At 63.1% G+C, this 13,042-nt stretch carries 11 protein-coding genes and 1 pseudogene; all 12 read right to left on the reverse strand.

Features of this window, described 5'->3' with window-relative positions; all coding sequences use genetic code 11:
• Window positions 1-108: 108 nt before the first annotated feature.
• Window positions 109-813 carry a TIGR03936 family radical SAM-associated protein gene (locus tag BMY31_RS02965; protein ID WP_091008168.1) on the reverse strand — a complete coding sequence of 235 codons (705 nt, stop codon included), beginning with the start codon at window positions 811-813 and terminating at the stop codon, window positions 109-111.
• A complete protein-coding gene (locus BMY31_RS02970; protein ID WP_091008171.1) occupies window positions 800-2,686 on the reverse strand; it encodes a TIGR03960 family B12-binding radical SAM protein in 1,887 nt (628 codons plus the stop codon). Before BMY31_RS02970 ends, BMY31_RS02965 begins: the two co-directional genes overlap by 14 nt.
• Window positions 2,687-2,708: 22 nt before the next feature.
• Complete coding sequence (locus BMY31_RS02975; protein ID WP_091008174.1) at window positions 2,709-3,905, reverse strand: hypothetical protein; 1,197 nt, start codon at window positions 3,903-3,905, stop codon at window positions 2,709-2,711.
• Between the two features lie 57 nt (window positions 3,906-3,962).
• Window positions 3,963-5,189: an FtsW/RodA/SpoVE family cell cycle protein gene (locus BMY31_RS02980; protein ID WP_078686792.1), complete on the reverse strand. Its 1,227-nt coding sequence runs from the start codon at window positions 5,187-5,189 to the stop codon at window positions 3,963-3,965.
• Between the two features lie 15 nt (window positions 5,190-5,204).
• Window positions 5,205-7,235: a penicillin-binding protein 2 gene (gene mrdA / locus BMY31_RS02985; RefSeq protein WP_091008177.1), complete on the reverse strand. Its 2,031-nt coding sequence runs from the start codon at window positions 7,233-7,235 to the stop codon at window positions 5,205-5,207.
• A 9-nt stretch (window positions 7,236-7,244) separates the two neighbouring features.
• The gene (gene mreD / locus BMY31_RS02990; RefSeq protein ID WP_078686794.1) at window positions 7,245-7,808 is read right to left on the reverse strand and encodes a rod shape-determining protein MreD; all 564 of its coding nucleotides are present in this window, start codon (window positions 7,806-7,808) and stop codon (window positions 7,245-7,247) included.
• Window positions 7,809-7,817: 9 nt separating this feature from the next.
• The gene (gene mreC / locus BMY31_RS02995; protein ID WP_091008181.1) at window positions 7,818-8,810 is read right to left on the reverse strand and encodes a rod shape-determining protein MreC; all 993 of its coding nucleotides are present in this window, start codon (window positions 8,808-8,810) and stop codon (window positions 7,818-7,820) included.
• Between the two features lie 11 nt (window positions 8,811-8,821).
• Window positions 8,822-9,865 (reverse strand): rod shape-determining protein, encoded by a 1,044-nt coding sequence (locus BMY31_RS03000; RefSeq protein ID WP_078686796.1) that lies wholly within the window; start codon window positions 9,863-9,865, stop codon window positions 8,822-8,824.
• A gap of 53 nt (window positions 9,866-9,918) precedes the next feature.
• Window positions 9,919-11,346: a tetratricopeptide repeat protein gene (locus BMY31_RS03005; protein ID WP_091008184.1), complete on the reverse strand. Its 1,428-nt coding sequence runs from the start codon at window positions 11,344-11,346 to the stop codon at window positions 9,919-9,921.
• A 37-nt stretch (window positions 11,347-11,383) separates the two neighbouring features.
• On the reverse strand, window positions 11,384-11,926 hold the full coding sequence (locus BMY31_RS03010; protein ID WP_078686798.1) for a peptidylprolyl isomerase: 543 nt from the start codon (window positions 11,924-11,926) through the stop codon (window positions 11,384-11,386).
• Between the two features lie 109 nt (window positions 11,927-12,035).
• Window positions 12,036-12,854, reverse strand: a complete 819-nt coding sequence (locus BMY31_RS03015) for a hypothetical protein (protein WP_257612367.1) — start codon at window positions 12,852-12,854, stop codon at window positions 12,036-12,038.
• Window positions 12,855-12,866: 12 nt separating this feature from the next.
• Window positions 12,867-13,031: pseudogene (locus BMY31_RS09035) on the reverse strand (zinc-ribbon domain-containing protein); the annotation flags it as partial.
• Between the last annotated feature and the right edge of the window lie 11 nt (window positions 13,032-13,042).

Genomic DNA, 13,042 nt, shown 5'->3' on the forward strand with positions numbered 1-13,042 from the left:
GCAACACATCTTACTAGCGATTACCTGCTCGGTCAACAAAAAGCTGGCATTCACAAGCAGTACACGCCTTGGACAGAATACCTGCCGCAAAGCCGTCAAGCGGCCCGTTTACAGCGCATTCACGAGAAGCCCATCTTCGCCCTCGTGCCACTGCCCGATGCGCGCGACGCGCGGCACGGGAACGTCGCTTCCAGCCACGCCGAGCCTATCAAAGGCTGCGTTGAGAAGAACCTGCGGGCGAAGGGATCCGTCGTTGGACGACCTGGTCGCGAGCTCGATGTGCAGCGCGTCATCCATTAGTGAGATCTCCCATGACACGAGGGCCGACGAGACGTCAATGGTCTTTCTCTTCTCGCCGCGCAGGTAGCTCAGTACGCCTTCAGATTTAAGGGCAGAGAAGGACTCGCCAAGGCCAGAGACGTCTACACCCTGAGCGGGCAGCTGAACGTGCCAGTCAGCACGCGTTAGCCAGGCCTCGAGCGCCGGCAGGCTCCTGTCGACGTAGCCAGCCTCGTCGGGAGCGAGGGCGGACGGCGTCGCTCGGCGAAGCATGTCGAGCGCGCGGGAAGGCTCGAGTTCCTCGGTGAGCGTGAGGTCGTAGAACTCGCACTCCGAGGACGCGCCCACGGGCAGCGCCTGCGAGAACTGCAGCCTGATGCGGCGAGCGAAGCCATTGCCGACGGCAAAGGGCACGTCAGAGCGTCGAACGGAGCGGTTGATTGTGTTAAGCACCTCGAGGTGACCGAGGTAGGCCAGGCGACCATCCTTGCGGTAGCGAACCCTGAGCCTCTTCTGCGTGCTAGCGTCCGACATGGCGGTCCCCCACTATCGCATTCTTCACACCAAGCGCGGGACACACGCCGCAGCCGGTGCAGCTGGTCATCGTACAATCGGGCGTCGTTACGCCCTCAGCGGCCCTTCGCCACTCGCGCTGGAGGAATCCCTTCGACACGGCGGGAGAGGTGTGCTCCCACGGCAGGCGCACGGTGAGCGGAAGCTGCTCGGATGCGATCTTCTGCAGGTCGAAGCCCACCTCCTGGGCGGCATCCTCCCACTTTTGGAACGAGAACTGGTCCGTCCAAGCGTCGAAACGGCAGCCATGTCGCCAGGCCGCGTAGATGAGTTCAAAGCCGCGCCTGCCCATCTTCGAGAGGACCGCCTCTACAAGGGAGACATCTGCGTCGTGGTACGAGATCTTGATGGCGTGGTCGGGACAGCTGTGAAGCAGCAGCTGCTGGCGGCGACGCACCTCCTCGAGCGGCAGCTGACCCGCCCACTGGAAGGGCGTGTGCGCCTTGGGAACGAAGACGGCAACCGAGATGGAAACCGAAACGCCACTCTTCGGGCCCTTTCCGACCACGTCGCGCCCAATCTCGAGCACGCGGTCGGCAACCTCGTTGATCGCCACGATGTCGTCGTCGGTCTCCGTGGGCAGCCCCATCATGAAGTACAGCTTCATGCGGCGCCAGCCGTTCTCGAAGGCGTTGCGAGCCGCCATGTCGATGTTCTCGACCGTGACGTTCTTGTTGATGACGTCGCGCAGACGCTGGCTGCCCGCCTCGGGGGCGAATGTTAGCCCACCCTTCTTGGCGCCGCCGACCTCGGCCGCCATCTCGACGCCAAAGGAGTCTAGGCGCTGGGACGGGATTGACACGCGGACGCCCGTGCCGCGAATGTCCTCGTTGAGCTGGTGCAGGATCTGCGCGCACTGCGAGTGGTCGGTGGTCGAGAGCGACGTAAGCGAGACCTCGTCATGCCCCGTCACGGCAAGCCCCTCCTGGGCCGCGGCAATGACGTCGCCGGCGGGACGCTCGCGGACCGGGCGATAGCTCATGCCCGCCTGGCAGAACCTGCACCCTCGCGCGCAGCCGCGAAGAACCTCAATGGCCAGGCGGTCCTGAACGATTCCCATGTAGGGAACGATCTTCTGTGGAAGGGGGTCGGTCTTCGAGAAGTCCCTGAGGGTGCGCTTGAGGACGACCTCGGGCGCGTCAGAGCCCTCGCGTGAAACCGCGTAGCCCCACTCGGTGGAGCTCTGGTCTACAACTACGTCGTAGAGCGAGGGGACGTAAACGCCCTCGACCTCAGAGAGTCCGCGGAGGATTTCTGCCCTGGTCATACCGCAGGCGCGCGCGTCGCGGACGACGTGGCACATCTCGACAATGGCCTCCTCGCCGTCACCAAGAAGAATAGCGTCGAACATGGGCGAGACGGGCTCGCAGTTCCAGACCGAAGGTCCTCCGGCAATGACGATCGGGTCATCCTCGGCGCGCTCGGCCGCGCGAATGGCGATGCCGGAAAGATCGAGTGCCTCGACGATGTTGGTGCAGGCCATCTCATGAGCAAGCGTGAAGCCAACGATGTCGAACGACGCCACGGGAGAAGAGCTCTCGAGGGCAAGCAGCGGGATTCCCTTCTCCCTCATGAGATCGGAAAGATCGATCCAGGGCAGGAAGCCCCTTTCGCAGGAGATACCCTCCTGCGCGTTGAGCGTGTTGTAGAGGATGGCGATGCCCATGTTGGGCTGGCCGACCTCGTAGACGTCGGGGTACATCATGCAAACGTGGAAGGGGCCGTCCTGGTCCTCGACTGCGCCCCACTCGTGGTCGAGGTAGCGCGAGGGCTTCTCGACGCGTGCCAGCAGTGGCTCGAGTCGGTCGTACCAGTCCTCTCTGGGAAGTCTCATGTGGGTGAATCTCTCCTTGCTTCTATTCGTGGGCCTCGCCCGGGCGGAAGTGCTTGGGGACGGGCCTCTCGAGCACGACGTAGCTGGTGGATCGCGAGGAGCCCGACTCGCCGTCGGCGTCGGCGTCGGCGAAATCGTCGGCCTTCGCCGCGGGCCTGCCGGACGGAGAGACGAACTCGACGTGGACGGGGTCGATGCGGCCATCCCTCCCGGAGCCGCCGCGCGCCAGGAGCGACAGACGCCGTGGCGGGCGCTGGGGCGCAGCAGGCGCCTTGCCCAGGGCACGGGACAGGTCAGTCAGCGCTCCTGCGGCCGCCGAGGCCACATGCACGCCCTTCTCCCTTGCGCGGGAGAGGCCGTCGGCCAAGCTCGATGCCATGCGTCTGGCGTCAGGGTCATAGCGAAGTGCAAGCGCCTTGCCCGTCGCGAACGTACCCGCGTAGCCGACGCCGCCCTTGAGCGCCCAGCCGATCCCCGGGACCATCCCGACGAGCGTGCGGGCAACGTAGCGGTACAGGAAGCCCGCGCCCAAAACGGCACCCAGGTCGGACACGCGGTCGAGCGCAATGGGCTGACCGTACGCGGCGGCGATGTTGAGGGCAAGACGCGCCTGGTTGACGGTCATGACCGGAAAGTCCGCACCGGGGATGAAGTCGACCGCTCCCACCGCTGCGTTCTCGAGCGCGCATGCACTGACGAGGCGCCTGACCTCCGCATTACGGCAGAAGGCCAAGCCGGCCGCCAGCGCAATGCCCTTCTCGTCCACGACCTCTACGAGCCAGTCGGCGAGCTTGTCCAGAAGGGCATCGGGACCCGAGGCAAAAACGCAGCTCAGAAGCGGGCGAGCCGCCTGCGGAAGCCCCTCGAGGAAATCCTCGGCATCGAGACTCGACTCGGCAACGAAGGCGACGGGCACGCCGCAGCGAACAAGAAAGGTGACGGAGGACGTCGACCGCGCGGAGTTGGCGCCCGGAAGCACTATCGCCGCGTCGAAGGCCGAGGGGTCGCCCGGCAACTCGTCGGAGGGCGCAACCCTCACGCAGGTTGTGGACTGCAGGGGGACGAAGGCCTTCTTGAGGGCAAGCGCGAGGTCCATCTGGCTGTCGTGGTCCACGACGAGCAAGACGGAGACGCTTGCCGACCTCAGTCGCTCGGAATCGACGCCGGCATTTATGACGTCGAAGACGTTACCCAGGGAAACCCTGCTCTTACGTGCCATGACACACCCCTTTGCTGCGCGCGCAAACCAAGTACAAACGCAAGGCACCTTGCCCGGCTACGCTGCCTTGGGCCTATGGTGCCAGACTGACTGTACCATGCCGATAGCGGTCATCTGGGCAAGCATCGACGAAGACCCGAAGCTGATAAAGGGCAGGGGGATGCCCGTGATGGGCATGATGCCAATGCACATGCCCACGTTCTGGAGCAACTGAAACGACCACATCGTCGCAACGCCGGCGAGCACGAGCTTGCCGAAGGGCGCGTCGATGCGCTGGGCCATGCCGACGGTCGTAAAGATCATCGCACCGAACAGGGCGAGCAGGGCGACGGCCCCGACGAAGCCGAACTCCTCGGAGAGAAGGGCGAAAACGAAGTCGGTGTGTGCCTCGGGGAGGAAGCCGCTTCCGGCCTGCGTAGCGTTGCCAAAGCCCTTGCCGAAGAACCCACCGGAACCGACGGCGATCTTGGCCTGCTGGAGATTGTATCCGTCTCCCGCGGGGTCGACCGAGGGGTCAACGAAGACGATGAGTCGCTTGAGCTGGTACTGCTTGAGCAGATGCGGAAGGCCATCGGTCAGCGAGGTGGCGACGATGAGGGCAGCGCCGACAACGATGAGGGCAATGGTCACCAGAACCCATGTGCGCTTCGCGCCCGAGCAGATGATGATGGCTGCGCCTGTCACGAGGATGATCAGGCCAGTGCCCAGGTCAGGCTGGGTCATGATGAGCCCAAACGGGATGCAGAGGATGGCGCAGAGCTTCACGTAGTCGCGAAGCGTCTCGATGCGGCCGTTGTACTCGGCGCCGAGCGACGCCATGAGGTAGATGGTGACGAGCTTGGCGAGCTCAGACGGTTGGAAGGTCATGCCGATGAGCGGGATCTTGATCCAGCCCGTCATGCCAAGCGCCGAGTAGCCCAGACCCGGAACGCTCGGAAGCAGCATGAGGACAGCGTCCGTAATCAGCAGAGCCTTCGACATGTTGGCGAAGGCGCGGTAGTCGTAGTGCCAGATGGCCAGGGCACCCGCTGCGCCCATGGCCACGCCGACCAGGTGCCTCACAAAGGACGCGTCAGCGATGGTGAGCGAGGCCGTGTAGATAACGACCGAGCCATACACGACCAGAAGCAGGGCAGGTATGAGCTGTGGAAGGAAGAAGGGGCCTCGGCTGAGTTTTCCAGAGCTCGCGCGTGGCGCGCGGCGGCCGACGATATGGCTATAGAAGGCCGAGAAAGACCCGAGTCCTCCCTCGCCAACCTTGCTGTCTACGGCAGGCTTTGCCATGTCTTCTCCTCCCCCCTAGTCCGCGGACCCGCCGGTCGCGGCGGCGGTGTCGGGTTGATCGTACAGCGCGCCCAAGATGTCTCGCACGACGTAAAGGGCACCCTCGCTACCGAAGCCGCTGCTCTCCATCACGCAGCCAACCACGTACTTTGGGTCGTCGGCGGGTGCGTAGGCAATGAACCAGCCGGTAGGCTGCTCGGTCGACGTCTGCGCGGATCCCGTCTTGCCCGCAACCTTCACCGACATGTTCGTGAAGTGGACGGCCTGGGACTCAGACTCCTCGTAGACCACGCCGACCAGGCCGCGGTGCACTAGGTCCATGTAGGACGAGTCCTCATCTGCGGTACGGGCGACCTCGGTCTTGTAGTCGACGGAAGATCCGTCGCCAACGGCCGCCTTGACGCCCTTGAGCACGTGAGGGCGCCAGATGGTCCCTCCCGTCGCGATGCCCGCGTAGGCGCAAAGCATCTGCAGCGGGGTGACGAGGATGTCGCCCTGGCCGATGACGAGGTTCGTGTTGTCGCCACCCTGCCAGGAGCGCGCCGTGTCGTCCGACGAGGTGAAGTAGTTCCACTTCCAGTCGGCATCGGGAACGCGACCGGAGGCCTCGGCGGGAAGGTCGATTCCGGACTTCGACCCCAGACCCCACTTGCGGAAGGTGTCCTGAAGCCCGTTGGGAGTGTCCGAGTAGAAGAAGCCCTTGCCGATCTCGTAGAAGACGACGTCGCACGAGAACGTGATTCCCGTCTGGAGCGTCATCAGGCCATGGCCCGACCTCTGCCAGCAGTACTGGCCGAATCCGCTTCCGAAGCCCGTCCAGTAGCCGGTGCAGTTGTAGGTGGAACCGGTGTTGGCGATACCGTAGTCGAGCGCCGCAAAGGTGGAGAGCGGCTTGATGGTGGACGCCGAGGGATACTGGCCCGAAACGGCGCGGTTGAGCAGCGGATTGTGCGCGGACTCGGACGAGAGCTGATTCCAGTCGTCGCTCGACACGCCGCCGACGAACACGCTGGGCGAGAAGGTCGGGGCACTTGCCATGGCAAGCACTTCACCGTTCGTGACGTCCATCGCAATCGCGGCACCACCGTAGCAGTCGGGCGCCCCCGACTCGTGGCGCTTCTTGATCCAGCTCTGGAGCGACTCCTCGGCCGCGGATTGGATCTTGGAGTCCAGCGTCAGGACGATGTCGGAGCCGCTGCGGGCCTCGACCGAGCCCGAGTAGCTCAACACGGCGCCACTTGCGTCGACGTAGACGGTCTGCTCGCCCTTAACGCCCTGGAGGACGCTCTCGTACTGGTACTCGACGCCGGCCTGGCCGACGATGTCGCCGGAGGAGTACGAGATAGCCGCCTCGGAGTCAGATTTCTTGGAGGCGTCGAGCTGCTCGGACGAGACCGTTCCGACGTAGCCCAGCACGTGGGCCGCGAGGTTGCCCTGGGGGTAGTGGCGCTGCGTCTTCTGCTCGACGCTCACGCCCTCGAAAACGTAGGGATGCTCGCCGATGTAAGCAACGACCCGGCGGGAGACGTCTACCGCGACGGTGCGCAGGCTCTGGGCGCCGTCGCTGGAGTTCTCGATCTTGCGTTTGACAGCCATCTTGGGCATGCCGATCAGGTTGCCGAGCAGCTGCATCTCGACCTCATCCTGCACGACATCGGACTTGGCCGCGACAGTGAGGCTCGCGCGATTGTTAACGAGCTCCACGCCGTTTCGGTCCAGAATCCTGCCACGCGGGGCGTCAACCGATATGGTCCTGGTCCTGTTCGACTCGGCTTGGGCGCTGTACTCATCGGACGAGACGAGCTGCATGGTCCAAAGCTTGCCCAGCAAGACGGCGATGATCGACCCGGCGAACACGTCTAGCCCGAACAGGCGCGTCTTGAAGCCCGTCTCGGTGGACATGTCCGACCCGCCCGCAGCAGTGGGGGCGGCTCCACCAATGTCGAACGTGAATCGCGAGCCGCCACGGCCAAAGAGCAGGAAGATGGCGATGAGCGCAACCAAGATCACCGCGAGGACGATGATTATGACGATGATGGGACTCAAGACGCGCTCCTAGCGCTTGCCAAGGCTGTACTTGATGGAATGCTTGCCCACGGGCCCAAGCCCGCCACCAAGGGAGCTTCCGGCCGTGCCCTTTCCCGCGATTAGGGCAAAGGGCACGAAGGCGGCACCGGTGAGAATGAATGTGGGAAGCGTCCTCAGGAAGAGCATGTCGACAATGGAGCCACCCTGCCCAACGAGGAACATGGCAAGGTTGTAAAAGACACTCACGACGAAGGCGCACATTACGAAAAGGACCACGGATCCCGAGAAGTCCTCGGCAATCCTGTTGCGAACCTCAATCCCCATCAGAAAGGCGGCGACCGTGAGAAGGAGCGACATGAGCCCGACAGGACCCGTCGTGCACAGATCGAACACGAGACCCGCGAAGAAGCCCGCGACGACGCCGGTGCGACCGCCAATGGTCAGCGCGATGACGCCCGCATAGATGAGGCCGAAGTTAATGCGCCCGTTGGCAATGCCAAAGTTCGGGGCAAGTGCAAGCTGCAAGAAGAGGCATACGAGGGCGAGCCGGACCATGCTCCTACGGTTCTTGTTGCTGTCATTTACCTGCATGTCACCCTCCTACTCGCTGCTCTTGGACTCGTCCGAAGAAGCCTTGGAGTCCGAATTCGACTCGGAGTCATTGCCGGTGCCGGAGCTGCTGGAGTCCTGCGAGTCGGCCGACGCAATGTCCTCGTTGGTTGCCTGCTGGTCCTCAGTCAGAGAGGTGATGACGAGGACCTCCTCGAAGCTCTCCGTGGAGGAGAGGGGCTTGACCACGATCTCGTAATAGAGCGCGCCTGCGGGCTTGTTGACGCTCTGAACCGTACCCAGTGGAAGCCCCTTGGGAAAGACGCCGCCCAGACCGCTGGTCATCACGGTGTCGCCGACCGAGACGTTCTGGTCGGTGCTGATCAAGGTGAGGTGGAGCGTACCGTCGGCCGACCCCTTGAGCATGCCCTGGGCCCTGCTCGACTGAATCATGGCCGAGACGCTCGAATTCTCGTCAGTGATGAGACGAACGGTGGACGTCGCCACGCCGCACTCGATGATCTGCCCGATAGCACCATTGGAGTCCGAGACCGGCATTCCGACGGCAAGCCCGGCCGAGCTTCCCTTGTCGATAGTGACCGTGTCGCTCCATGAGTCGTTCGACCCCGAGATGATGCGGGCGGCAGTCGACTGGAGGTTGTAGGTGCTCTTCAACGCAAGCAGGTTCTGAAGCCTGGTCGCAGTCTGCTCGGCCTCCTCGAGCTCGGCGTTCTTGCTCTTGAGGGCCTCGTTCTCGGCCTTGAGGTCCGAAAGGGTCCCCTGGTCAGCCGTCAGGTTCGAAAAGATGTTGCCAAGCCCGTTGAACGGAGCGGTAACGGCCACGCCGAGGTAGCGGACCGGCATCGTAATCGTCGAGAAAGCCCCCCTGACACCCGAAAAGAGTCCAGTTCCGTTCTCCCTGACGCTCATAGTGAACATGACGAGCGAGAGAGCAACGAATATCACGAGAAGAGCGCCACCGGAACTCGAGTCGTTTCGACGAAATCCGGAAGGCGCCGTTCCCTTACCCGATAGTTTGGGCATGCTTTTACCCTCTAATTTGCACTTTGCACGAAGCCACCAGACAGCGCATTCGCCTCGAGGACCTTCGCACAGCCATTAACGACGTTTTCCAGCGCGGTCGGACTGACGTTGACGGGAACGCCCGTCTCTTCGCGAAGCCTCTGGTCGAGACCGCGAAGCAGTCCACCACCTCCCGTGAGGAGGACACCATAGTACATGAGGTCGCTGGCAAGGTCAGGAGGCGTGACGTCGAGAGCGTCCTTGACAGCCTTGGTTACGGCGTCAAGCGGACCGTCGAGAGCCCTGCGAATCTCCTCGCTCTCGATTCTGACGCTCTTGGGCAGGCCGCTCATGACGTCGCGGCCATTGACCTCGACGTCCAACTCCTCGGCAAGGGGCGCAGCGGAGCCGACCTTGATCTTGATGTCCTCAGCGGTCCTCTCGCCAATCGAGAGGTTGTAGGCATCGCGGACGTGCTCGAGGATGGTCTGGTCAAACTCGTCACCGGCGGTCCTGATCGACTGCGAGACGACGATGCCGCCCATGGCGATAACGGCAACCTCGGTCGTGCCGCCGCCGATGTCGACGACCATAGAGCCCGTGGGGTCCTCGATAGGAAGGTCGGCGCCGATAGCGGCAGCCATGGGCTCCTCGATCAGATAGGCCTGGCGCGCTCCGGCGGAGATGGTGGCCTCGAAGACCGCGCGTTTCTCGACGGAAGTGACGCCAGAGGGAACGCAGACGACGACGCGGGGGCGCGGGGACCAAGGATACCTGCTTGCGCCGCGGGCCTTCTCGATGAAGTAGCGAAGCATGACCTCGGTGACGTCGAAGTCGGCGATGACGCCGTCCTTGAGCGGGCGCTCTGCAATGATTGAGCCAGGCGTGCGACCAATCATCCTCTTAGCGTCAGCGCCAACCGCCAGAACACGGTCCTCGCTCTTATCAATGGCGACGACAGATGGCTCGTTGAGGACGATGCCACGGCCACGGGCCGCCACAAGCGTGTTGGCAGTTCCGAGGTCGATGGCAAGATCGCCGTCATACTCACCAAAGAGAGAGTCGAGAATCGACATTTCTTCCTATCCCTAACAGTAAGCGGGCAGAGCCGCAATTTAGCCTAGTACGTTTAGCCCTCGCTGGAAATGGTGCCAGTGGTGGTGCTTGAATTCGAATCGGAGGTCGCGCTCGTCTCGGCAGAGTCGGCGGACTCGGAATCCCCGGACTTTGAGGAGTCGGAGGAAGTCGACTTTGCCGTAGGCGCGGTGGAGTTCTGAGACGCATAGACGGCCTCGACGGAAGTGACCTTCCAACCCAAACCGCTTCGAACCATCTTGATCTCGTACGACTGCGAGCCGCCCGACTCCAGGGAGGCGGTGGCAAGGGCAGTCGAGGAGTTCATGGAGCGGTCGAGACCGTCGACGCTCACCTTGGTCGAGCTCTTGGGGAGCACGGACTCGATCTGGGAGCGGGAGTCGCTCGAGACGCTTCCGTCAAGGAACGACGCCACGTCACCGCCAGAGGCGTTGGTCTGGAACAGCGACTCGACAACGGACTGCTGGGTGGGCCAGCCGTAACCCTTGTAGTAAGCGAAGCCGCAGGCACCGGCAAGCGCCAGAAGGAGGACCAGGATGAAGATCAGGACCTTCAGGCCGCGATGCTTCTTCTTGCGACGAATCTTCCTCTCCTTCTTGTCAGCGGCGACGAGGTCCTCCTCGCTCACCGAGAAGAAGCCCGTGTCCTCGGGAGACGGCATGAACTCACCAGTCGAGCCCGTCGGGTCGAGGGGGTCGATGGCGCCGGTGCCGTAGCCCGCGGCAGCAAGGAAAGCATCGGTCTCGGAGGGGCCGTCGCCGGTGATAGCCGAGACCGCGCGCTTGGCGGCGTCGAAGGCAGCCTGGGCCTCGGGACGAAGCGTGTAGCTGCCGTCAGCGGTTGCGTGATTGAAGGCGTCGACGGCCTCGCTCATGCGGTTGGCAGCGACGTAGGCAAGGCCGAGGTCGCCGTAGATAACATTCTGGTCGGCCAGGGGCGTCGAGAAGTCGAGGGCAGTGCGATAGGCCTCGACGGCGTCGACGGCTCGACCCATCTGCATGAAGCAACCGCCGAGGTTGCGGAGCGACGAGGAGGGATCGGGGTTGCTCTCGTCGATGGCGGCGTTGCGGTAGGCGACGCCGGCCTCGCGGACATTGCCGACGCGCATGTAGGCGTTGCCGAGCGCAACATAGGCCTTGTAGGGTGTGGCGTAGTCACTGTCGCGGGTCGCCATGGTCAGCGAGGCAATGGCCTCCTGGGGCTTGTTGGCGGCGAGGAGGGCCCTGCCCCTGTTGCAGGCAAGAGCGCCAGAGTGACCATAGGAGGTGTCGCTCAGTGCCTCGCCATAGGCCGCGGCGGCCTCCGCAAAGCGACCGAGCTTCATGAGGCAGTTGCCCAGGATGTGGTCAACAGAGCCCGAAACCTCACCCGGGTCCTTGGCCTGAGAAAGCTGGTTGACAGCGTTCAGGAAGTCACCCTGTTTGTAGGCGGCCTTTCCTGATTCGAATGCCTGCTGATTCATATCTCTCCTCGTTCGTGGGGACGATTATGGTGCGATGTTATGCGTGCTCGATCCTGATCGAGTTGATGACGTCGCCGGCACGCAGCTCCCTCTCGACCTCTATGCCCTCGAGCGTGGAGCCGAAGACCGTGTAGCCGCCGTCGAGCATGTGCTGCGGGCCAAGGCAGAAATAGAACTGGGACCCGGCAGAGTCTGGGTCCTGGGAGCGGGCCATTGCAAGCGCACCGTCGTCGTGGCTATTGTTGGGGTTCGTCGTGAACTCCTGGCGTATCCTGTATCCGGGGCCGCCCGTGCCGGGCATGCCGGAGGGGCCAGGCCTACCACCCGCAACCTGCTCGGGGCTCATGTCGCGGGTGTTGGGGCAGCCGCCCTGGATGACAAAGCCGGGAACATAGCGGTGGAACTTGAGGTCGTCGTAGAACCCGGAGCTCGCCAGCTCGCAGAAGTTGGCGACGTGGACGGGAGCGCCCTCGCAGTCCAGCTTGACGCGGATGACGCCCTTGCTCGTATCAAATACCGCGACCTCGTCACCAGCTACCTGATACTCGGGCGTGTAAAGCGGATCGGAAAAGAAACCCATGCACCTCTCCCCTTTCTGGAAAACCGCGAAAAGCAACGAAATTGCTAGATAACCATCCGATTAATTTTAACAGCAGAGCTATTCTTTCACATTTTCGGCAGACCAAGCACTAGGAACCGTTTTTATCGGCGGGCTTCCAACCGGAATAGCTGTCGTTGAAGAGCTTCCGATAGCTTTCCGTGACGGAGGCACCATCAGAGTTGTAGAGCGGAGCCTTGATCTTGCCAGCGTTGGCCTGAGCGTCGTCGTACGAGACGCTGACGTCCCACGCCGAGGAAAGCGCATCCATCCTGTTGCGCAGCCACGACCCCAGCGTCTTGAGGTTGTTGGCGTCGTCGGCATAGGTTCCGGAGGTCACGTCAACCGAGTCGATGGACGAGATGAGATTGCTGATCTCGATGGAGAGCTCGTCCGCCGCCGCCTTGCCCTTCTTGCGGTCGTCAAGCGAGCCCGAGGCGCCAACCTGGTTGAAGAGGTCTTCGTTCTGGTCGACCTTGGACGAGAGTTCGCCAAGCTTCGAGTAGACGTCGGAGAGCTTTTCGTAGGTGGCCTGGTCGCCGCTCTTGACCTCCTCGGAAGAAGAGCCGTTGCTGTCCTGTCCCTGAAGCTCGGAGACCGTGCCGGGAAACCCCGCCATCGACGTGTCGGCCTCGGTCTTTGCCTTGGTGTCGAAAGCATTGGGGTCCCAGGGGTGCGTGATCGCAAGGACGACGGCGCTCATCGCAAGGACGCCGACGACGAGGGAGGTGATGATGACGCGAGTCCTCGGGAGCCTGTCTCGCACAATCGACGCACCGTCGTCAGGATCGGCCGGCACGGCGCTCTCGATGCGCGGAATGGCGGTCGTACGCTCCTTCTCGGCGGCTTCGGAGCCGTCCTCGGTAGAGTCACCCTCGGGCGCCGGCGCAACGTAGTTCGGGTTGGGCATGCCACACTCCGGGCACACAGGCTGGTCCGAGGGCATGAGGGCACCGCAGTTGGTGCACCAGGAGCCCGACTGCTTCGGTATCGTCGTAGTCCTATCCAGTTCGGCGTGGCACGCCGGACAGCGGAGTGAAGAATCGGGAATGTCAGAGCCGCAGTTGGGACATATCAAGGCAACCAACCCTTAGGTGA

This window comes from Parafannyhessea umbonata (assembly GCF_900111255.1).
Lineage (GTDB): Bacteria > Actinomycetota > Coriobacteriia > Coriobacteriales > Atopobiaceae > Olsenella_J > Olsenella_J umbonata_A.

Bases quoted from the DNA above. Each gene is read 5' to 3' on its own strand.
- BMY31_RS02965 (WP_091008168.1), bottom strand. From the start codon at position 813: ATGTCGGACGCTAGCACGCAGAAGAGGCTCAGGGTTCGCTACCGCAAG.
- BMY31_RS02970 (WP_091008171.1), bottom strand. From the start codon at position 2,686: ATGAGACTTCCCAGAGAGGACTGGTACGACCGACTCGAGCCACTGCTG.
- BMY31_RS02975 (WP_091008174.1), bottom strand. From the start codon at position 3,905: ATGGCACGTAAGAGCAGGGTTTCCCTGGGTAACGTCTTCGACGTCATA.
- BMY31_RS02980 (WP_078686792.1), bottom strand. From the start codon at position 5,189: ATGGCAAAGCCTGCCGTAGACAGCAAGGTTGGCGAGGGAGGACTCGGG.
- mreD (WP_078686794.1), bottom strand. From the start codon at position 7,808: ATGCAGGTAAATGACAGCAACAAGAACCGTAGGAGCATGGTCCGGCTC.
- mreC (WP_091008181.1), bottom strand. From the start codon at position 8,810: ATGCCCAAACTATCGGGTAAGGGAACGGCGCCTTCCGGATTTCGTCGA.
- BMY31_RS03000 (WP_078686796.1), bottom strand. From the start codon at position 9,865: ATGTCGATTCTCGACTCTCTCTTTGGTGAGTATGACGGCGATCTTGCC.
- BMY31_RS03005 (WP_091008184.1), bottom strand. From the start codon at position 11,346: ATGAATCAGCAGGCATTCGAATCAGGAAAGGCCGCCTACAAACAGGGT.
- BMY31_RS03010 (WP_078686798.1), bottom strand. From the start codon at position 11,926: ATGGGTTTCTTTTCCGATCCGCTTTACACGCCCGAGTATCAGGTAGCT.
- BMY31_RS03015 (WP_257612367.1), bottom strand. From the start codon at position 12,854: ATGCCCAACCCGAACTACGTTGCGCCGGCGCCCGAGGGTGACTCTACC.